The sequence below is a fragment of the Streptomyces sp. NPDC111606 genome (genome assembly GCF_055656945.1).
Map to the genome: position 1 here is coordinate 507,686 of NZ_JBVKBY010000007.1, position 20,866 is coordinate 528,551.

The following is a 20,866-nucleotide window of genomic DNA, read 5'->3' on the forward strand; positions in this document are numbered from 1 at the left end:
GGCATGAGCGCTGACGGTCAGGGAAGAAGCCACTGGTTCGACGACGAGGCCGGACCGGTCGTCCGTCCGTACGCCATGACGCGCGGCCGCACCACCAGTGCGGCCCAGCACCGTCTCGACCTGATCGCGGTGGTCGTCTCGGAACCGCAGGGAGACGATCCGGAGGCCGACTCGACGCTGTCCCCGGAACATGTGGACATCGTCGGACTGTGCCGTGACGCCCCGCAGTCCGTGGCCGAACTCTCCGCCGAGCTCGATCTGCCCATCGGCGTCGTACGGGTCCTCGTCGGAGATCTCGTGGACTCGGAATTCGTCCATGTGAACCGGCCGGTACCGCCTGCCGAGCTGGTGGACGAGAGTATTCTGCGCGACGTGATCAGCGGCCTGCGGGCGCTGTGAGCGGCGCGGAAGCGGGGTAGTGACGTGACAGGCTGGCAGTTCTGGGTCGACCGAGGCGGCACCTTCACGGACATCGTCGCGCGACGCCCGGACGGCCGTCTGCTGACACACAAGCTGCTGTCGGAGAATCCGGCGCGATACTCCGACGCCGCCGTGGCGGGCGTGAGCCAACTGCTGGACGGCTCCGAGGACCCCATCGAAGCCGTCCGCATGGGCACCACGGTCGCCACCAACGCCCTCCTCGAGCGCAAGGGCGAGCGGACCCTCCTCGTCATCACCAGCGGTTTCCGTGACGCCCTGCGCATCGCCTACCAGAACCGCCCCCGCATCTTCGCCCGCCGCATCGAACTGCCCGAGCTGCTGTACGAGAGGGTCGTCGAGGTCGACGAGCGCATCGCCGCCGACGGCACCCTCCTGCACGCTCCCGACCTGGACGCCCTCGCCGGCCCCCTCCAGGAGGCCTACGACGACGGGATCCGTGCCGTCGCCGTGGTCTGCATGCACAGCCACCTCCACCCCGCCCACGAACAGGCCGTCGGAGAGCTCGCCGGCCGCATCGGCTTCCCGCAGATCTCGCTGTCCAGCGAGGTCAGCCCCCTGATGAAGCTCGTCCCGCGCGGGGACACCGCCGTCGTCGACGCCTACCTCTCGCCCGTCCTGCGCCGCTACGTCCAGCACGTCGCCGATGAACTCGAAGGCGTGCGGCTGATGTTCATGCAGTCCAACGGCGGCCTCGCGGAAGCCGGACAGTTCCGTGGCAAGGACGCCATCCTCTCCGGGCCCGCAGGCGGGATCGTAGGCATGGCCCGCATGTCGCAGCTCGCCGGTTTCGACCGCGTCATCGGCTTCGACATGGGCGGTACATCGACCGACGTCTCGCATTTCGCGGGTGAGTACGAACGCGTCTTCATCACGCAGATCGCCGGTGTCAGGCTGCGCGCCCCCATGCTGGACATCCACACCGTCGCGGCCGGCGGCGGGTCGGTCCTCCATTTCGACGGGTCCCGCTACCGCGTAGGGCCGGACTCGGCGGGAGCGGACCCGGGCCCTGCCTGCTACCGGGGCGGCGGGCCCCTTGCGGTCACCGACGCCAACGTCATGCTCGGCCGCATCCAACCCGCCCACTTTCCCAAGGTGTTCGGACCCGACGGGGACCAGCCCCTCGATGACGCCCTCGTACGTGAGCGCTTCACCGCCCTTGCGAACGAGATCCGCGAGCAGACCGGCGACGACCGAACGCCCGAGCAGGTCGCCGAGGGCTACCTGCAGATCGCGGTCGCCAACATCGCCAACGCCGTGAAGCGGATCTCCGTCCAGAAGGGCCACGACGTCACCCGCTACGCCCTCACCACCTTCGGCGGTGCGGGCGGCCAGCACGCGTGCATGGTCGCCGACTCGCTCGGCATTCGCACGGTTCTCGTGCCCCCCATGGCCGGCGTCCTCTCCGCGCTCGGCATCGGCCTCTCCGACACGACGGCCATGCGCGAACAGTCCGTCGAGGCACCTCTGCGGGCCGCCTCGATGCCCGGGATCCTGAAGACCGCGGACGACCTGGAAGCAGCCGCCCGCACCGAACTCCTCGACGAGGACATCCCCGAGGACCGCATCCGGATCACCCGGCGCGCCCAACTCCGCTACGACGGCACCGACACCACCCTCACGGTCGAACTCACCGAGCCCGTCACGATGGGGCACGCCTTCGAGGAACGTCATCGCGCCACGTACTCCTTCACCCTCGACCGCCCGATCGTCGTCGAAGCCCTCTCCGTCGAAGCCACCGGCATCACCGAACCCCCCGATCTCTCCGCTCTCGCCCCTCACGAAGCCGCCCCTGAAGGCAGGCCGGCCGCCCCGGGCACCGTCCCCCTCCACACGGGCGGAACCTGGCGCGACGTACCCCTCCACCGCCGAGAACACCTGCCTCCCGGCGAAACCGTCACCGGTCCGGCGATCATCACCGAGGCCAGTGCGACGACCGTCGTCGACGACGGCTGGCAAGCCGCGACGACCGACGACGGGCATCTGGTCATGGAACGCACGGTGATTACGCAGAGTTCCGATCTCGACACGCAAGCCGACCCGGTTCTCCTCGAGGTCTTCAACAACCTCTTCATGTCCATCGCCGAACAGATGGGCGCCCGCCTCGAATCCACCGCCCAGTCCGTCAACATCAAGGAGCGCCTGGACTTCTCCTGCGCGCTCTTCGACCCGGACGGAAACCTGGTGGCCAACGCCCCACACATCCCCGTCCACCTGGGCTCGATGGGCACGAGCGTCCAGGAGGTCATCCGGCGCCGCGGCTCTCGGATGCGCCCCGGCGACGCCTACGCCGTCAACGACCCGTACCACGGCGGCACTCACCTGCCCGACGTCACTGTGATCACCCCCGTCTTCGACACGGGAAGTACGTCGAACACGGAGGGTGAGCGGGAGATCCTCTTCTACGTCGCCTCACGTGGCCACCACGCCGAGATCGGCGGCATCGCCCCCGGCTCCATGCCCGCCGACAGCCGCACCATCGAGGAGGAGGGAATCCTCTTCGACAACTGGCTCCTCGCCGAGAACGGCCGCTTCCGTGAGGAGGAGACCCTCCGCCTGCTCACCGAAGCGCGCTACCCGTCGCGCAACCCCAAGACCAACCTCGCCGATCTGCGCGCCCAGATCGCCGCCAACCGGAAGGGCGTCGAGGAAGTCGCCCGGATGATCGAGAACTTCGGTCTCGACGTCGTCCAGGCGTACATGAAGCACGTCCAGGACAATGCGGAGGAAGCGGTACGCAGGGTCATCGACGCCCTGGACGACGGCGAGTACGCCTACGAGACCGACTCGGGCGCGACCATCCGGGTACGCGTGCGCGTGGACCGCGAGAACCGCCGCGCCACCGTCGACTTCACCGGCACCTCCCCGCAATTGACCACGAACTTCAACGCCCCGTTCTCGGTCGTCAACGCGGCAGTGCTGTACGTCTTCCGCACCCTCGTCGCCGACGACATCCCGCTCAACGACGGCTGCCTGCGCCCCCTAGACATCGTCGTGCCGCCCGGCTCCATGCTCGCCCCCGAACCCCCGGCAGCGGTCGTCGCGGGCAATGTGGAGACCTCCCAGGCCATCACCGGCGCCCTCTACGCCGCTCTCGGCGTCCAGGCCGAGGGCTCCGGCACCATGAACAACGTCACCTTCGGCAACGAACGGCATCAGTACTACGAGACCGTGGCCTCCGGGTCCGGAGCGGGCGACGGGTTCCCCGGCGCGCCCGTCGTCCAGACCCATATGACCAACTCGCGGCTCACCGATCCCGAAGTGCTGGAGTGGCGACTGCCGGTACAGCTCGACGAGTTCGCCGTACGGCGCGGCAGCGGCGGGGCCGGGCAGTGGCGCGGCGGGGACGGCGCGGTGCGCCGCATCCGGTTCCACGAGCCCATGACCGTCTCCACCCTGTCCCAGCACCGCAGGGTCCCGCCCTACGGCATGGCGGGCGGCGAACCCGGCGCGCTGGGAGCCAACCACGTTGAGCACCCGGACGGCACGGTCACCGCACTCGGCGCCAGCGACTCGGCGGACGTCGGAGCCGGCGACGTACTCGTCATCGAAACCCCTGGCGGCGGAGGCTACGGCCCACCGTCGCGCGACCCCCATCAAGCAGGAGAAGAGATCGATGATCTTCGGGCGTTCTGAGCGCGGGAAGCCTCCGGTCGAGCCCGTCACGCTCAAGATCCTGGTGGCCGGCGGCTTCGGCGTGGGCAAGACCACCCTCGTCGGCGCGGTCAGCGAGATCAGGCCACTGCGCACCGAGGAACTGCTCACGGAGGCCGGACGCCCGGTCGACGACACGAGCGGTGTCGAGGGCAAGCGCACCACCACCGTGGCCATGGACTTCGGGCGCATCACCCTGCGCGAGGACTTGGTGCTGTACCTCTTCGGTACGCCCGGCCAGGAGCGGTTCTGGTTCATGTGGGACGAGCTGTCCGAGGGCGCGCTGGGCGCTGTCGTGCTCGCCGACACCCGGCGCCTGGAGGACTGCTTCGCGGCCGTCGACTACTTCGAGCGGCGCTCCATACCCTTCGTCGTGGGAGTCAACTGCTTCGAGGGATCCGCCCGTTACCCGGCGGAGGACATCCGGCAGGCCCTCGACCTCGACGACGGCGTACCGCTGCTGCTGTGCGATGCCCGCGACCGGGAGTCCGTCAAGGAGATCCTCATCGGCGTCGTCCAGCACGCGATGGCCTACCAGGCGGACCGCCGCCAGACCGTGACCACCTGAAGCCCGGTGGACGGGCACGGCCCGTACCCCCGCCGACCGGGGTACGAGCCGTGGCTCATGACACGCGCGCGTGGCTCCTACGGAGCGCAAGCACGCGTGGACCGCATGGGGAGCGCGGTCAGCTCTCGCCGTCCTCCAGCCAGCCGAAGCTCTTCTCCACCGCCTTGCGCCAGTTGTGGTACTCGCCGTCCCGCTCCTGGGCGCTCATGGTCGGCGTCCACTCGACATCCTTCGCCCAGTGCGCCTTGAGCTCGTCCAGGTCGTTCCACACGCCGGTGGCCAGCCCAGCCGCGTAGGCGGCACCCAGGCAGGTCGTCTCGGAGATCTTGGGCCGGATCACCGGCACGTCGAGCACGTCCGCCTGGTGCTGCATGAGCAGGTTGTTCTTCGTCATGCCGCCGTCGACCTTCAGGGTCGTGATGTGCACACCGGAGTCCTGGTACATGGCGTCCACGACCTCGCGCGTCTGCCAGCTCGTCGCCTCCAGCACCGCGCGAGCGAGGTGCGCCTTGGTGACGTACCGCGTCAGTCCGGTGACCACCCCACGCGCGTCGGAACGCCAGTACGGCGCGAACAGGCCGGAGAAGGCGGGCACGATGTACGCGCCGCCGTTGTCCTCGACGCTCGCCGCTAGTGGCTCGATCTCGTCGGCGGTGCTGATGATGCCGAGCTGGTCGCGGAACCACTGGACCAGCGCGCCCGTTATGGCTATTGCCCCTTCCAGGCAGTACACGGGCGCCTCGCTGCCGATCTTGTAGCCCATGGTCGTCAGCAGCCCGCTCTTCGACGGCACCGGCCTGTTGCCGGTGTTGAGCAGCAGGAAGCTGCCCGTGCCGTAGGTGTTCTTCGCGGTGCCGACGTCGTAGCAGGCCTGCCCGAACACGGCTGCCTGCTGGTCGCCCAGGGCAGAGGCGACCGGCACCCCGGCCAGTTGTCCGACGGCGGTTCCGTACACCTCCGAGGAGGACTTGATCTCCGGGAGGACGGCCTCGGGGACGTTCATGGCGGACAGGATCGAGGGGTCCCACTGGAGGGTCTCCAGGTTCATCAGCATGGTGCGTCCGGCGTTCGTCACGTCGGTGACGTGATGGCCGCCGTCCGTGCCGCCGGTGAGGTTCCAGATCAGCCAGGAGTCGATGGTGCCGAAGGCGATCTCGCCGCGCTCGGCGCGGTCCCTGAGGCCGGGCACGTTGTCCAGCAGCCAGGCCGCCTTCGGGCCGGAGAAGTAGCTGGCCAGCGGCAGCCCGGTCTGCTCACGGAATCGATCCTGACCGTCGGAGCCGCCCAGTTGGTTGCACAGCGCCGCCGTACGGGTGTCCTGCCACACGATCGCGTTGTGCACCGGCTTGCCCGTCGCGCGGTCCCACAGAACGGTCGTCTCGCGCTGGTTGGTGATGCCCAGCGCGCTGAGCTGGTCGGCACGCAGTCCGGCCTTGGCTATCGCGCCGGCCACCACCGCCTGCACCTTGGACCAGATCTCGGTGGCGTCGTGCTCCACCCAGCCGGGCTTGGGGAAGATCTGGCGGTGCTCGCGCTGGTCGACGGCGACGATGGCGCCGTTCTGGTTGAAGACGATGCAGCGGCTGGAGGTGGTGCCCTGGTCGATTGCGGCGACGTACTTTTCTGCGTTGTCCGTCATGGTCACCCCTTGGGCTGATTCAGAAGGCTGCGTTGTAGATGACACCACCGAGCAGGCCGCCGATCAGTGGACCGACCACCGGGATCCACGAGTAGCCCCAATCGGACGTGCCTTTGTTCGGGATCGGCAGGAAGGTGTGGATGATGCGCGGTCCGAGGTCACGTGCTGGGTTGATGGCGTACCCGGTCGGGCCACCCAGGGAGAGGCCGATGCCGACGACCAGGAGTGAGACGAGCAGGATCGCGATGCCGGAGCCGTAGATGCCGTCGGCTTGTCCCGCGATCTGTCCGATGCCGATGCCCTCGACGTGCCTGTTGTTGCCGACCAGCGCCAGGATGGGCAGCACCAGGGCGATGGTGGCGAGTATCTCGGTGATCAGGTTGGCGATCGGGTTCCGGATCTCCGGGATGGTGGAGAAGATGCCGAGCGTCGGAACTGGTTCGTCCGCCGTGCCTTCTGTGGTGCCCGTCTGCCGTACGTTCGCCTGGAATTGGGCGTAGTACACGAGATAGCACAGCACCGCGCCGATCATGGCGCCGGTGATCTGGCCGAGCAGATAGACCCAGACCTTGTCCCACACGCCGGTGTCGACGGCGAGTCCGAAGGTGACGGCCGGGTTGATCACACCGCCGGAGAGCGGGGCGGCGGTGTAGGCGCCCGCCAGCACACCGAAGCCCCAGCCGAACGCGATCACCACCCAGCCCGCGGCGCGTGCCTTGGAGAATCTCAGGGTGACGGCGGCGCAGACGCCGGCGCCGAACAGGATCAGGATCGCCGTACCGATCATCTCGCCGACGAATATGTCTCCGTTGGTCATGGCGGCTCCTTGGCCGTGGCCCGGGGTGATCGACCCCGAACCTCCGTGCAGGGTGCGTTTCCCTTGGCTACTTCAGCCGAAGGCAGGGAAGGGTCCCGCGCCCCGCCCGGCGTCCGTGACGAGCGTGCCGTCGCAGCCGACTCGCCCGTGGGGGAAAGGGCTCTGGTACAGGCGCAACCGCGCGGCGCAGTGCGTGGATACGCCGAGAATGTACGGCGATGTCGACTGACACCGGGAAGTGTTCACCGGCGTCCAGGGGGCGTCAAGGTCGCGGACGTCAACGGTTGGGGGCGTGCCCACGGTCACGGATGGCCGTCGACCGGGCTCACGGCACGCCATTCGCGGGCGGGACGGGCACCGGGGGCTCCGCTGAGGCGGCAGGGAGGCCAGTTCCTGCCGGACCCGACGGGGGCCGATGATGATGTTTGCATTGAGGCCTCGGCGGACGCCGCCTCGGCCTCCGCCGACCTGGTAGGAGAAGCGTCTCACCCTCTGCCCGGCTCCGCCACCGCCCACTCGGCCCGGGCCGTCGCCTCGTCCACTCCGCGCAGGATCTCGTGCCCGGGGAGCCCCGCCCGGCCCAGCACCCAGCTCGCTCCGCTCAGCGATTTCGCGGCCTTCTTCAGCGGCGCCAGACAGGCGGCCGCCTGCCGGTGGTCCGTCACGCTTCCGGGCTCGCACAGGACCGTGGCCAGGGACAGTGTGATGGCAAGCCCACCCGCGGACCAGGGCGCGTCCAGCACCGACGTGGCCAGCGGATCGAGCCCCTCCGGATCCGCCAGCACCAGGAAGTCGTCCCCGCCGATGTGGCCCACGCGGAGAGTGTCCGTCGCCGCGTGCTGCAGCACCCGTCCGACGGACCGGATCAGCTCGTCGCCCGCCGCGAACCCGGCTCCGTCGTTGACCTGCTTGAAGTGGTCCACATCCAGCCAGCTCAGCGCGAACCTGCGGCCGTCCGCGATCCGCCGGTCCACCTCACCGGTGATCGCGTCCGAACCGGGCAGCCGGGTCAGCGGGTTGAGCCCGGCGGCCTCCTCGACGCGATTCTCGGCGAGGGCTCGTACGAGGTCCGCGAGTCGCACCACGCCCACGCAACGGCCGTACCGGTCGACCACCGCCACATCGTCCGACGTACGGTTGCTCCCGCCGTCCGCGACCACGTCCAGCACCTCCCACGCGGTGGCGTCGACGCCGACGGTGCGTGGGGGATCTCCGAGCTTGGCCGCGGGCCGGTCCGCGTACAGGGCATGGCCGTAGCGGCCCGACATCGACAGCAGGAAGCGGGAACGGTGCACCGACCGCACCGGGACGCCGCTCCGGTCCACCAGGAGCACCCCGGACACGTCCGGCGACCCGGTCAGCAGCGCCCGCACCTGGCCCGCGGACGCGCTGGTGGGCAGCAACGCGGCCGGCCGCACGAACTGCCGTACAGACGGTCCCGACCGTGGCGTCACCGACAGTCCGGGGGAGCGTGGCGGAACGTATACCTCCGCTGCGGGCAGCCGAGCCGGCGGGGCGAACAGCTCCCCTTGCGCCAGCTGCGCACCGGCCGACCGCGCGGACGCGCACTGGAGCTCCGTCTCGACACCCTCGACGCACAGGAGTGCGCCCTGCTGCTCGCACAGCGTCCGCATCGCCCGCACCGCGGCCGGGCGCGCCAGCAGGGACGCGTCGAGCTTGACGAGATCCGGCGCCATGTCCGTGAGCAGGCGCAGTGGGAGATCGCCGTCTCCGACGCCGTCCGCGCTGACCCGGAAGCCTTGGTTCCGCAGTGCGCCGATCGCCTCCAGCAGCGCGTGCTGCGGCACGTGCGTGTAGGGCGGACCGACGTCGATCGTCACCTCCCACGGCAGCCGACCCGCCGCGCGCACGGCGTCGTGCAGCGGTGTGAGCCCACCGAGTTCGGCGAGGGTGCCGGCGAACACATTGACGTGCAGGGGCAGCAACGTCTCCCTGCGGGCCGCCGCACGAAACGCCAACACGGCGAGCCGGCCGTCGAGTTCGGGATCGCGGCGCGCCTCGGCCAGGACGTCGCCGGTCTCCGGGCGGGCGAGAATCTCCAGCCCCGCGACTCCACCGGTCGTCAGATTGACCACCGGTTGGAAGGCGAAGCGGAGAGTATCCGTCCAGGCGTCCACGGCAGCATGATGTCGCCGCCGAAGCCCGCCCGAGCCCAGTTCATGAGACGTTCACGCAGCATTCCGGCTTGCTCACGCAGTGTAGAAACGCCACGTCGTCCGCGGTGATGTGGCGCCGACGCCACACTCACAACCGCGTGTGTCAGGGCCCGTCAAGCCCTCGCGGCTCATCGCACCGCGACCACGGCCGACCCGTGCCCGAACAGACCCTGGTTGGCGGCGATTCCCACACGTGCCCCGGTGACCTGCCGGTCTGCCGCGACGCCCCTCAACTGCCAGGTGAGTTCGCATACTTGGGCGATCGCCTGGGCCGGAACCGCCTCTCCGAAGGAGGCCAGACCGCCGCTCGCGTTCACCGGTATTCGCCCGCCCAGTGCCGTGGAGCCCTCCCTCAGCAGCTTCGAGGCTTCGCCCTCGCCGCACAGCCCCAGATCTTCGTACCACTGCAACTCCAGTGCGGTGGACAGGTCGTAGACCTCCGCCAAGGAGAGATCCTCGGGGCCGATGCCGGCTTCCTGATAGGCCGCGCGCGCGATCGACTCCCGGAATGTCTCGGCCGCCGGTTGCACTGCCACTGCCGAGTCGGTCGCGATGTCGGGCAGATCCAGGACGGTGTTGGGGTAACGCGGTGTCACGGTGGACACCGCCCGGATCCGCACCGGATCCTCGGCTCCGTGCCGACGCGCGAACTCCATACCGGCCAGCACGAGCGCCGCACCTCCGTCCGAGGTCGCGCAGATGTCGAGTAGCCGTAGGGGATCGGCGACCACGGCGGAGGCGGCGACCTCCTCGGCGGTGACCGGCTTGCGGTAGCGGGCGTAAGGATTGAGCGCACCCACTGCGGCGTTCTTCACCTTGACCTGCGCGAAGTCCTCCGGTGTGTCCCCGTGCACGGCCATCCGCCGACGCGCGTACAACCCGAAGTACGTCGGATTGGTCGCCCCTAGGGCGCGGAAGCGAATCCAGTCCGGATCGTCGGGCCGGTCGCCGCCCGCAGGCCGGAAGAAGCCCTTGGGAGCCGCGTCGGCACCCACCACCAGCACCACGTCCGCGAGCCCCGACAGTATTTGTGCGCGCGCCGTGTTGATGGCCTGAGCCCCCGAGGCGCACGCCGCGTACACACTCGTGACCCGTGCGCCCTGCCAGCCGAGCGCCTTCGCGAACGTCGCCCCCGCCACATACCCCGGATAGCCGCCCCGCACGGTGTCCGCACCGACGATCGACCCGATGTCCCGCCACTCAAGTCCCGCATCGGCGATCGCCGCGCGAGCCGCCACCACGCCGTACTCGACGAAGCTGCGTCCCCACTTGCCCCACGGGTGCATGCCCGCGCCCAGCACCGCCACCTCGTCCGTCATGCCGTCACCCCTGTCGGCCGCCAGTGCCACGTCGTCCAGATCGTCTCCGCGTCCTCATGCAGCACGCCGGGGACGATCTCCACCTCCATGCCCACCGTCAGATCGGCGACAGTGATCCCGGGAACCGCCTGACCCAGCACCACGAGGCGCTCGGACTCCAGCTCCACAGCGATCAACGCGTAGGGCTCCCAGGGAAGTTCCGGGTTGGTCACATAGGGTGACGGAGGACGGTATCGGCTGTCCGTGTACGACCACACGCGCCCCCGCCGCGAGAGAGGTATCTCCTCCAGGTCGCCGCCCGGGCAGTCGGGGTTGCGGCAGTGAGCGTCCTCGCGCGGAAAGAAGACCGAGGCGCAGGCCGAGCAGCGGGTGCCCAGGAGGCGGAAGTCGGTCTCGTCCCCGGCGAACCACCCGGCGACCACCGGTGTGCGCGTGCGTGGCATAGCCCCTCCTGATCGACAGATCTGACGGAACGTCAGAAGTCTGCCACGCGCAGCGGAAATGTGGCAGGGCTGCCTGGGCTCACCGGCGGCGCAGGCCTCCCTGTCCGGCTTTCGGGGTGGAATGCATCCGATCGCTTCCGAGACGGAACACACTCCTGATAGATGCAGGAGACATGACACGACTCTCAACCGCCGTACGGGGACTGGTCACCACGCTCGCCACCCTCCTCGCTGTGACCGCCGCCCCAACAGCTGCCCAGGCGAAGCCGGAGCCCAAAGTGCCGAACGACTTCGTGGCGCTGAGAACGGTGGACCCGACCATCGTTCAGGAGATGCGGTACTTCACCCGGCACAACTTCGTGGGCGAGCGCATCGACGGCTACCGGCAGCCCCTGTGCATCCTCACCCGACCTGCCGCCGAGGCCCTCCACGAGGCCCAGCGGCGGCTGTTGCGTCAGGGCTACACGCTCAAGGTGTACGACTGCTACCGCCCGCAACGCGCCGTCGACAACTTCGTGCGCTGGGCCGAGGACCTCGACGACGAGGCCATGAAGGACGAGTTCTACCCGAACGTCGACAAGACCCGCCTGTTCGCGGACGGATACATCGCCGAGAAGTCCGGGCACAGCCGCGGCTCGACCCTGGACCTCACGATCGTCAAGCTCCCGGCGAAGCCCACCAGGCCATACGCACCAGGAGAACCCCTCGTACCCTGCTACGCCCCCAAGGCCGAGCGCTTCCCCGACAACTCCGTCGACATGGGCACCGGCTTCGACTGTTTCGACACCCTTTCCCACACCCTCGACCCGCGCATCCAGGGCGAACAACGGGCCAACCGCCTGCTGCTCAAGCACACCCTCGAAGCCCTCGGCTTCGTGAATCTCGCCGAGGAGTGGTGGCACTACACGTTCAAGCCGGAGCCCTACCCGGACACCTACTTCAACTTCCCCGTGTCCTGGAAATCCCTGGTCGGGCGCTAGCGACGCCCCCCGGAAGACGCCCCTCCACTGATCGGATACAGTCCGCCGCGTGTCCGAAACTCAGCACTCCGCCCCCAACTCCGCAGCGGATTCCCACTGTTCAAGCTGCGGCGCGCCCTACGGAGAGGGCGTCTCCGGCTGGCCCCGCACCTGCCCTGCGTGCGGCGCCGTGGTCTACCGCAATCCGCTGCCGGTAGCGATCGCGCTCCAGCCCGTGTACGACGACCAGGGCACCGCCCTGGTCGTCATCACCCGAACCGTGGCCCCCGCGCGCGGAGGCATCGCCCTGCCCGGCGGCTACATCGACGACCGTGAGGACTGGCGTCAGGCCGTCGTCCGCGAGCTCAAGGAAGAGACCGGCATCGACGCGGCCGCCCGCGACGTACGTCTCGTCGACGCGATGAGCTCTCCCGGCGGCCATCTGCTGCTGTTCGGCCTCCTTCCGGAACGGCCGGCCGACCGCCTGCCGACCTCGGCCGCCACGGACGAGACAGAGGGCTGGCACCTCCTGCGCAGGCCGGAGGAGCTCGCCTTCCCGTTGCACACGCTGGCCGTCAGGGCGTTCTTCGAGGGCCGCTACATCTGAGCCGAAGGCTCATCGAGCCCTCGTACGCGCACCGGACGGGGCGAGGCGATCAAGCCGTTCTCGCGCTCCAGCTCGACGACCAGCTTTCGGCCTTCCCAGCGGGTGACATACCGTTCGATCTCCGGTTCGTCCTCGCCGTCACCCGTGTCCGGCACGACCAGCCCGCCCCCGGTGCGTCCCGGGGCGGGCGCCCACACCTCCAGTTCCAGCCCGCCGTCGTCCCCGCGCACGGGGACGACGGCACCCGAGCGCGCCAGCACCGGGATGCGGGACACGGGCGCGTCCAGGAGAACCTGCCCCGGCCCCTCGTACGCCCGCCCCGTGGTCGTGTCGTACCAGCGCCCTCTTGGCAGCTGCACCGCACGCCGGTCAGCTCCCGGATCCAGCACCGGCGCCACCAGCAGACAGTCGCCCAGCAGAAACGCATCCTCGCAGTCACGCAGCATGCGGTCCTCCGGAGCCGACCACCACGGTGGACGGACGTACGGCGCCCCTGTGCGCCGGGCCAGATGCGCCAGCGTCACGAAGTACGGCAGCAGCCTGCGGCGCTCGACGAGCGCCACGCGCGCGTGCTCCAGCACCTCGCGACCGAACTCCCACGGCTCCCTGCGCCCCGCCCGCAGACTCGCGTGCGTACGGAACAGCGGCAGATACGCGGCCAACTGGAACCAGCGCAGATACAGCTCCGGCGACGGACTCCCGTCGAATCCGCCCACGTCCGGCCCCGAGTACGGCACCCCGCACAGCCCGAGGCCCATGACCAGCGACAGCGACGCCCGCAGCCCGGGCCAGCCTGTGGCCACGTCCCCGGACCAGGTCCCCCCGTAGCGCTGCATGCCGACCCACCCCGAGCGGGAGAAGACGAAGGGCCGCTCCCTGGGCGCCAGTTCGAGCAAGCCCTCGTATCCCGCCCTGGCCATGCACAGGCCGTAGACGTTGTGGGCCTCCCTGTGGTCCCCGCCTCGCCCTTCCAGGGAGTGCCTGGCCGAACGCGGCAGCGTCGACTCCCCGAAAGCCGCGAACGAGGTCGGCTCGTTCATGTCATGCCAGAAGCCCGAGAACCCCTGCGCCAACCGTTCCACGTAGAGCCCACCCCACCACTTGCGCACCCGCGCGTGCGTGAAGTCCGGAAAGACCGCTTCCCCGGGCCAGACGACTCCCCGCACGAGATGACCCGAGGCGTCCCGTACGAACGCGTCCTCGGCCGTCCCGCTGTCGTACACGGCATTGCCGGGCGCGGCCTTGACCGCCGGGTCGGCGATGGAAACCAGGCGCACACCGTCCCGGCGCAGGTCCTCGGCGAGCTGCGGCAGCTTGGGGAAGGCATCCTGATCGACCGTGAACACCTGGTGCTCGTCGTAGTGGTCGATGTCCAGATGAACCGCGTCCAGAGGCAGACCGCGCTCCCGGTAGCCCGAAACGATCCGCCGGACCTCCTGCTCGCTGCCGAAACCCCATCGCGCGTGATGGTGGCCCAGCGCCCACGCCGGAGGCAGAGCGGGCGCACCGGTGAGGGCGGCCCAGGCGCGCAGCACGCGTGCGGGTGTGCCCACCATGACCCAGCAGCGCAGCGGACCGCCGTCCATCCGTACTTCGCACGTCCCCGCCCGGTCGTGCCCGGATCCGGCGCCCTCCTCGCCCTCCCGCAACGTCACCATGCCGTCCCACGAGGTGTCGTGGAACACCAGGTGCGTGGCAGCGTCGGCCACCACCACCTGCACGGGCATGGTGATGTAGAGGGGGTCGTCACCAGGACCGAAGGCCTGGCCCGGGTCGGTGTTCCACAACCGGTACGTCCCATCCTTCAACCGGGGTCCGGACGCCCGGCCACCGAGCCCGAAGAACCGCGCGTCCGCGGCCACCTCCGAGCGCTGCATCCACCGTGCCGCCCCACCCTCGACGGGCTCCCACCAGCGCGGCGGCAGGTCGCGGCGCAGGGTCACGCCACCGGGCGTCTTCACCTCCACGGCGCCGTGCCGTGAGATGACGACCGTGACCCGCTCGGCCACGACCCGCCAGCCGCCCTCCTTGTCGGGCTCCAGCACCGCCCGTGGATCGGGCTCCGGACAGCGACCCGCGAGCGCATACGACGGCTCGGGAGAGGCCCCGTCCCAGCCCCAGAACACGGCGCCGTTCACGGCGACGGTGACGCACAGCTCGGAGCGGCTGAACCGGATGACCCCGCCGCCCGGACCGGGCTGCACCTCCTGCACCGGCCCAGGTACCCGGGCACGCTCCGCACCCCGCGGCGGCAGCCCCGCGGCGTCGGCACGCCTCCTGCGCCACGCCGATCGCACGGTACGCAACCCCTGGGCCGCTCCCACAGAACCGACCACCTTCATCGAACGCACCAGGTCACGACCGTTCATGCTGCTCAGCCTGCCATTGACCGCCCCACACGCGGGCGCCGTTCAACTTCCGTTCACCCGTGCCGGGACCACATCTTCACGACACGGACTGTGTGTGGCGCACCCTGGTGTAGAAGTCGATCACATGGCATCGTCCCTGTCAGCCGCGTCACGCGCACAACCCAGCCGTGCGCGGAAGACGCACACGACGCGCACAGTCCGGGAGCCGCTCCATGTCGATCGTGAACCCTCAGCCGCTCTGGCAGCCAGATCCCCAGCGCATCGCCCGGGCTCAGGTCACCAAGTTCCAGGCCTGGGCCGCCGAGCACCACGGCGCCCCTTCCGAGGGCGGCTACGCGGCACTGCACCGCTGGTCGGTCGACGAACTGGACACCTTCTGGAAGGCCGTCACGCAGTGGTTCGACGTACGCTTCTCCACTCCGTACGCGCGCGCGCTGGGCGACCGCTCGATGCCCGGTGCCCAGTGGTTCCCCGGCGCCACTCTGAACTACGCCGAGCACGCCCTGCGCGCCGCTGAGACCCGCGCCGACGAACCCGCACTCCTGTACGTCGACGAATCCCACGAGCCCAGCCCCGTGACCTGGTCCGAGCTGCGCCGCCAGGTCGGGTCTCTCGCCACCGAGCTGCGCGCCCTCGGCGTGCGCCCCGGTGACCGCGTCAGCGGCTACCTGCCGAACATCCCGCAAGCCGTAGTGGCCCTCCTCGCCACCGCCGCCGTCGGCGGAGTCTGGACGTCCTGCGCCCCCGACTTCGGCGCCCGCAGCGTCCTCGACCGCTTCCAGCAGATCGAACCGGTCGTCCTGTTCACCGTCGACGGCTACCGCTACGGCGGCAAGGAGCACGACCGCCGCGACATCGTCTCCGAGCTTCGCGGCGAACTGCCCACGCTGCGCGCCGTGGTGCACATTCCCCTCCTCGGCACTGCGGCCCCAGAAGGTGCGCTCGAGTGGTCGGCCCTCACAGCCGCCGACGAGGAACCCGTCTTCGAGCAGGTGCCCTTCGACCACCCCCTCTGGGTGCTCTACTCCTCCGGCACGACCGGCCTCCCCAAGGCCATCGTCCAATCCCAGGGCGGCATCCTCGTCGAACACCTCAAACAACTCGGACTGCACTGCGACCTGGGCCCAGAGGACCGCTTTTTCTGGTACACGTCGACAGGCTGGATGATGTGGAACTTCCTCGTCTCCGGCCTGCTCACCGGCACCACGATCGTCCTGTACGACGGCAGCCCGGGCTATCCCGACACGGGCGCCCAATGGCGAATCGCCGAACGCACGGGAGCCACCCTTTACGGCACCTCCGCGGCGTACGTCATGGCCTGCCGCAAGGCCGGCGTGCACCCCGCGCGCGACTTCGACCTCACCAAGGTCCAGTGCGTCGCCACCACCGGATCACCGCTGCCGCCCGACGGTTTCCGCTGGCTGCACGACGAGGTCCGCGACGACCTCTGGATCGCCTCCGTCAGCGGCGGCACGGACGTGTGCTCCTGCTTCGCGGGAGCCGTGCCCACCCTGCCTGTGTACGTAGGCGAACTCCAGGCCCCGGGCCTCGGCACCGACCTGCAGTCCTGGGACCCGAGCGGCGAACCCCTCATCGACGAGGTGGGCGAGCTCGTGGTCACCAACCCCATGCCGTCCATGCCGATCCACTTCTGGAACGACCCCGACGGCAGGCGCTACCACGACAGTTACTTCGACACCTATCCCGGCGTATGGCGCCACGGCGACTGGATCACTCTCACCTCACGAGGCTCCGTCGTCATCCACGGCCGCTCCGACTCCACACTCAACCGCCAGGGCGTCCGCATGGGATCGGCCGACATCTACGAAGCGGTCGAGCGCCTCCCCGAGATCAAGGAATCCCTCGTCATCGGCATCGAACAGCCCGACGGCGGCTACTGGATGCCCTTGTTCGTGCACCTGGCCCCCGGAGCGGTGCTCGACGAAGCGCTCCTGAGCCGCATCAAGCAGACCATCCGCGAACAGCTCTCCCCACGACACGTCCCCGACGAGGTCATCGAAGTCCCCGGCGTCCCCCACACCCTCACGGGCAAGCGCATCGAGGTCCCGGTCAAACGCCTTCTCCAGGGCACACCCCTGGAGCGGGCCGTCAACCCCGGTTCCATCGACAACCTCGACCTCATGCACTTCTACGAGGAACTGGCCCGCAAGCGCGCCTGACCGACACCGGCCCCGGACTCGTCGAACCACGACGAGCCGGGGCCGATGTCAGTGCCGCCGGTTACTGTGAGTGAGCATTGATCGACTGCGCACGCACAGGGGGAAACATGGCGCACACCGACCACCTGACGATGCGACGCGTCCTGCGCCGCGAAATCGCCGGCACCATCGGCCTGCTCACCGACGAGCACGACTTCCGTGCCATGCGGCACTACCGAAGCTTCACCTTCGACGACCACAAGATCTACCTCCAGCAGGTGGAGGCCCTCCTCAAAACTCGGGCCTCCCAAGGCAGCCATACGACGATCGCCCTCTTCGATCCGCAGGAGTACGCCGAGTTCTGCGTGGAAACGGGCCTCGACCCCGACAACGCAGCAAGCCGCACACGCTTCACCGCCGAACTGGCGACCACGGGACCCACCGTCCCCTACCAGGGCCAGCCCCTCGCAGACCTCGTGCCGGCCCTCGTCGACGAAGCCGTCCGACAAGCCACGTGGGAGTACGCGTCCACACTCCTGGCACGCCTCGGCGCCTGCGCCACCTGCGGTGAGGACATCGGCCGTGCGGCATTCGTGCGCGCCTCGAGCCTCCTCGTCCGCATCCTCGACACGGCCCAGCCGGGCAGCCGGCACCTCGTCTGCAGCGTCACCGGGACCCCGGAAGCACTCGTCTCCGTCCTGCACGCCGACGAAGACACCGAGGGCGCCACTCACCTCGACGAGGCCGAAGCCCTGGAGTTCACCACGGTCCTTGCCGTCGGCCTCGCCACCCGGAGCCCCGGCGGACTCGTCATGCGGACCAGCGCCCCCGGCACGTCCGACCGCATCTACGGATGGCGCCTGCGCGGAGAGGGGCTGGAACCCCTGACCGCCGGCGAGGTCTTCGACGCCTACTGCACTGACATCGAATCCGGAGACCTCATCTCCCCGGAATCCGGCGTCGACTACTGCGTGCCACCGGACCTGGGCAATGAGGAAGCGCTACCGGGACACCACCACTGAACGCGAATGGGGCGCCCCACCAACAGGTGGAGCGCCCCATCACAACAGGCCTGCAGCCATCACGCAGATGTCCTGCTCCGACTACTCGCCGGACAGCACCGCCTGAGCGGCGTTGCGTGCCTCCTCGGCGCTGTCCGCCGCCCGCGCGGCCGCAGCGGCACGCTCACACTGCGCCAGCGTGTACTTCGCCAGCGTCGCCCGGACGTAAGGAATCGACGCCGAACCCATGGACAGGGAGGTGACACCCAGACCGGTCAGCACACACGCCAGCAGGGGGTCGGAAGCGGCCTCACCACAGACGCCACAGCTCTTGCCCTCGGCCTTCGCCGCCTCCGCGGACAGCGCGACCAGGTCGAGCAGCGCGGGCTGCCACGGATCCTGCAGGCGGGACACCGCACCCACCTGACGGTCCGCGGCGAAGGTGTACTGCGCGAGGTCGTTCGTCCCCAGCGACAGGAACTCGACCTCCTGCAGGATCGAGCGTGCCCGCAGCGCGGCGGACGGGATCTCCACCATCGCACCGAACTTCGCCTGCAGCCCGGCCGCACGGCACGCGTCCGCGAACGCCTTCGCGTCGGTCCGGTCCGCCACCATCGGGGCCATGACCTCGAGGTAGACCGGCAGACCCTCCGACGCCTTCGCAAGCGCCGTCAGCTGGGTGCGCAGCACGTCGGGGTGGTCCAGCAACGTCCGCAGACCCCGCACACCCAGCGCCGGGTTCGGCTCATCGGCCGGCGTCAGGAAGTCCAGCGGCTTGTCCGCACCCGCGTCCAGAACACGTACGACGACACGGCCCTCGGGGAAGGCCTCGAGAACCTGGCGGTAGGCCTCGACCTGCTTCTCCTCCGACGGCGCCTTCTTGCTGTCGTCGAGGAAGAGGAACTCGGTCCGGAACAGACCGACACCCTCGGCACCCGCTTCGACAGCGGCCGGAACGTCGGACGGTCCGCCGACATTGGCCAGCAGCGGCACCTTGTGGCCGTCGGCCGTGGCGCCCGGCCCGGTGGACGCGGCGAGGGCGGCCTTGCGCGCGGCGGCAGCGCCCTCAAGCTCCGCCTTCTTCTCGTCGCTCGGGTGCACGAAGACGTCGCCCGTGCTGCCGTCCACAGCTACGACCGTACCCTCGGCGAGCTCACCGGCACCCGGCAGCGCGACCACGGCCGGCACACCGAGCGCCCTCGCCAGAATCGCGCTGTGGCTGGTCGGCCCGCCCTCCTCGGTGACAAAGCCGAGGACCAGGGCCGGATCCAGCAGCGCCGTGTCGGCCGGAGCGAGATCGCGAGCGACAAGGACATAGGGCTCGTCGCTGTCCGGCACACCCGGCATCGGAACCCCGAGCAAACGAGCGACGATACGATTCCGCACGTCATCGAGGTCGGCCACCCGGCCGGCAAGGTACTCACCGGCACCGGCCAGCAGCTCGCGGTACGCGGCGAAGGCGTCGTACACGGCACGCTCGGCAGTGCTGCCCACGGCGATACGCCGGTCCACATCCGCCATCAGCTCGGGGTCCTGGGCCATCATGGCCTGAGCCTCGAGCACAGCTTGCGCTTCGCCCCCCGCCAGATTGCCGCGCGCAATCAGGTCGGCGGCCACAGCCTCTACGGCCTTGCGGGCGCGCCCCTGTTCACGCTCCGCATCCTCGGCCGGGATCTGCTTGGCAGGCGGCTCGAGGACCGCCGTTCCCATGTGCCGAACCTCGCCGATCGCCACACCGTGGCTCACGCCGACGCCTCGCAGCGTTGTCTCCATCTCACCCGTCTCCGATAAGGCGGCGGGCCCGGCCGCCGCAGTGGTTGTCGTCCCTACGTGCCGCCATGCGACGGCACCGAAGTCACTTCCAGAGGAAGAGGCTGTCGCCGGCCTTTACGTCGCCGTTGTCACGCAGTTCGGAGAGGGCCTCCGCCGTTGCCTCAAGGGCCACCACCGGGCACACCGGGGACTTGCCGGCTGCCTCGACGGCCGAGGGGTTCCATCGGACGATGCTCTGGCCGCGCGTCACGGTGTCGCCCTTGTTCACGAGCAACTCGAAGCCCTCGCCGTTGAGCTGCACCGTGTCGATGCCGAGGTGGGTGAGTACACCGTGGCCCTGCTCGTCGACGACGACGAAGGCATGCGGATGGAGAGAGACGATGACTCCGTCCACGGGGGACACAGCCTCGGACGGTTCGCGCACCGGGTCGATCGCTGTGCCCGGGCCGACCATGGCCCCGGAGAAGACCGGATCCGGCACGGACGCCAGTCCAACGGCGCGTCCTGCCAATGGGGACGTCACGGTGGTCATGGGAAGCCTCCCAGGGGTGGAGATCGATATGGCCGTCGCTGCCTGTGCTGGACGGCACACTGTTCAGCAGCGTATGTCACATGAAGTGCCGGTTCCGCGCGAGCGGACCGGAGTGGTCTAGACCATACCCCAAATCGATTTGCACCCGCTCCGTGACCGCGTGTACTGTCGTACTCCTGCCTTGGGGCTGAGCGACGCGACTACGCAACCTCGCCTGGCAGCAACAAACTTGTCGGATCCTATCTCGGGGTCACCTTCTGCATGCTCGCAGGATGGTGGTCAGGGAGTCGGAAAAACCCTGATAGAGTTTGGAAACACCGAAGGGAAGCGCCCGGAGGAAAGCCCGAGAGGGTGAGTACAAAGGAAGCGTCCGTTCCTTGAGAACTCAACAGCGTGCCAAAAATCAACGCC

The 20,866-nt window shown here is 69.3% G+C and carries 15 protein-coding genes; 7 read left to right on the plus strand and 8 right to left on the minus strand.

Translation table 11 applies throughout. The annotated features are described in order from the left end of the window. Positions 1-3: 3 nt before the first annotated feature. Genes ACZ7M7_RS26715 through ACZ7M7_RS26725 form a run of 3 tightly spaced genes read left to right on the plus strand, consistent with a single transcriptional unit; the run spans position 4 to position 4,660 of the window. A complete protein-coding gene (locus ACZ7M7_RS26715) occupies positions 4-399 on the plus strand; it encodes a DUF742 domain-containing protein (protein ID WP_472120749.1) in 396 nt (131 codons plus the stop codon). Positions 400-423: 24 nt separating this feature from the next. Next, positions 424-4,074 carry a hydantoinase B/oxoprolinase family protein gene (locus ACZ7M7_RS26720; RefSeq protein ID WP_472120751.1) on the plus strand — a complete coding sequence of 1,217 codons (3,651 nt, stop codon included), beginning with the start codon at positions 424-426 and terminating at the stop codon, positions 4,072-4,074. Continuing rightward, a complete protein-coding gene (locus ACZ7M7_RS26725; protein WP_383612893.1) occupies positions 4,055-4,660 on the plus strand; it encodes a GTP-binding protein in 606 nt (201 codons plus the stop codon). The genes ACZ7M7_RS26720 and ACZ7M7_RS26725 overlap by 20 nt, the downstream gene beginning before the upstream one ends. 118 nt (positions 4,661-4,778) lie before the next feature. On the opposite strand, the gene glpK is transcribed toward ACZ7M7_RS26725, so the two are convergent. The 5 genes from glpK to ACZ7M7_RS26750 form a co-directional block, all read right to left on the minus strand. Next, positions 4,779-6,299 (minus strand): glycerol kinase GlpK, encoded by a 1,521-nt coding sequence (glpK, locus tag ACZ7M7_RS26730; RefSeq protein WP_383612890.1) that lies wholly within the window; start codon positions 6,297-6,299, stop codon positions 4,779-4,781. Between the two features lie 19 nt (positions 6,300-6,318). Next, positions 6,319-7,116 (minus strand): MIP/aquaporin family protein, encoded by a 798-nt coding sequence (locus tag ACZ7M7_RS26735; protein WP_472120754.1) that lies wholly within the window; start codon positions 7,114-7,116, stop codon positions 6,319-6,321. A gap of 485 nt (positions 7,117-7,601) precedes the next feature. Then, a complete protein-coding gene (locus tag ACZ7M7_RS26740) occupies positions 7,602-9,254 on the minus strand; it encodes an EAL domain-containing protein (protein ID WP_472120756.1) in 1,653 nt (550 codons plus the stop codon). A gap of 167 nt (positions 9,255-9,421) precedes the next feature. Beyond that, positions 9,422-10,612 carry a lipid-transfer protein gene (locus ACZ7M7_RS26745; RefSeq protein WP_472120758.1) on the minus strand — a complete coding sequence of 397 codons (1,191 nt, stop codon included), beginning with the start codon at positions 10,610-10,612 and terminating at the stop codon, positions 9,422-9,424. Then, positions 10,609-11,034: a Zn-ribbon domain-containing OB-fold protein gene (locus ACZ7M7_RS26750; protein ID WP_383613080.1), complete on the minus strand. Its 426-nt coding sequence runs from the start codon at positions 11,032-11,034 to the stop codon at positions 10,609-10,611. The genes ACZ7M7_RS26745 and ACZ7M7_RS26750 overlap by 4 nt, the downstream gene beginning before the upstream one ends. 194 nt (positions 11,035-11,228) lie before the next feature. On the opposite strand from ACZ7M7_RS26750, the gene ACZ7M7_RS26755 reads away from it, so the two are divergent. Next, complete coding sequence (locus tag ACZ7M7_RS26755) at positions 11,229-12,035, plus strand: M15 family metallopeptidase (RefSeq protein ID WP_472120760.1); 807 nt, start codon at positions 11,229-11,231, stop codon at positions 12,033-12,035. 49 nt (positions 12,036-12,084) lie between these two features. Next, the gene (locus tag ACZ7M7_RS26760) at positions 12,085-12,621 is read left to right on the plus strand and encodes an NUDIX domain-containing protein (RefSeq protein WP_472120762.1); all 537 of its coding nucleotides are present in this window, start codon (positions 12,085-12,087) and stop codon (positions 12,619-12,621) included. On the opposite strand, the gene ACZ7M7_RS26765 is transcribed toward ACZ7M7_RS26760, so the two are convergent. Continuing rightward, positions 12,612-14,990, minus strand: coding sequence for a glycoside hydrolase family 31 protein (locus ACZ7M7_RS26765; protein WP_472120764.1), 2,379 nt, complete (start codon positions 14,988-14,990; stop codon positions 12,612-12,614). The genes ACZ7M7_RS26760 and ACZ7M7_RS26765 overlap by 10 nt on opposite strands. 212 nt (positions 14,991-15,202) lie before the next feature. Between ACZ7M7_RS26765 and ACZ7M7_RS26770 the strand changes: the two genes are divergently transcribed. Next, entirely contained in the window at positions 15,203-17,170 is a 1,968-nt protein-coding gene (locus ACZ7M7_RS26770; protein WP_472120766.1) for an acetoacetate--CoA ligase, read from the plus strand. Between the two features lie 107 nt (positions 17,171-17,277). Beyond that, entirely contained in the window at positions 17,278-18,171 is an 894-nt protein-coding gene (locus ACZ7M7_RS26775; RefSeq protein ID WP_472120768.1) for a hypothetical protein, read from the plus strand. Positions 18,172-18,252: 81 nt separating this feature from the next. Here ACZ7M7_RS26775 and ptsP read toward each other — a convergent pair whose 3' ends face one another. Continuing rightward, positions 18,253-19,923, minus strand: a complete 1,671-nt coding sequence (gene ptsP, locus ACZ7M7_RS26780) for a phosphoenolpyruvate--protein phosphotransferase (RefSeq protein ID WP_472120770.1) — start codon at positions 19,921-19,923, stop codon at positions 18,253-18,255. An 82-nt stretch (positions 19,924-20,005) separates the two neighbouring features. Beyond that, positions 20,006-20,455 (minus strand): PTS sugar transporter subunit IIA, encoded by a 450-nt coding sequence (locus ACZ7M7_RS26785; RefSeq protein ID WP_383612858.1) that lies wholly within the window; start codon positions 20,453-20,455, stop codon positions 20,006-20,008. Positions 20,456-20,866: the final 411 nt, after the last annotated feature.

Coding starts and splice junctions, on each gene's coding strand:
- ACZ7M7_RS26715 (WP_472120749.1), top strand. CDS start 4: ATGAGCGCTGACGGTCAGGGAAGAAGCCACTGGTTCGACGACGAGGCC.
- ACZ7M7_RS26725 (WP_383612893.1), top strand. CDS start 4,055: ATGATCTTCGGGCGTTCTGAGCGCGGGAAGCCTCCGGTCGAGCCCGTC.
- glpK (WP_383612890.1), bottom strand. CDS start 6,299: ATGACGGACAACGCAGAAAAGTACGTCGCCGCAATCGACCAGGGCACC.
- ACZ7M7_RS26735 (WP_472120754.1), bottom strand. CDS start 7,116: ATGACCAACGGAGACATATTCGTCGGCGAGATGATCGGTACGGCGATC.
- ACZ7M7_RS26745 (WP_472120758.1), bottom strand. CDS start 10,612: ATGACGGACGAGGTGGCGGTGCTGGGCGCGGGCATGCACCCGTGGGGC.
- ACZ7M7_RS26755 (WP_472120760.1), top strand. CDS start 11,229: ATGACACGACTCTCAACCGCCGTACGGGGACTGGTCACCACGCTCGCC.
- ACZ7M7_RS26765 (WP_472120764.1), bottom strand. CDS start 14,990: ATGAACGGTCGTGACCTGGTGCGTTCGATGAAGGTGGTCGGTTCTGTG.
- ACZ7M7_RS26770 (WP_472120766.1), top strand. CDS start 15,203: ATGTCGATCGTGAACCCTCAGCCGCTCTGGCAGCCAGATCCCCAGCGC.
- ACZ7M7_RS26775 (WP_472120768.1), top strand. CDS start 17,278: ATGGCGCACACCGACCACCTGACGATGCGACGCGTCCTGCGCCGCGAA.
- ptsP (WP_472120770.1), bottom strand. CDS start 19,923: ATGGAGACAACGCTGCGAGGCGTCGGCGTGAGCCACGGTGTGGCGATC.
- ACZ7M7_RS26785 (WP_383612858.1), bottom strand. CDS start 20,455: ATGACCACCGTGACGTCCCCATTGGCAGGACGCGCCGTTGGACTGGCG.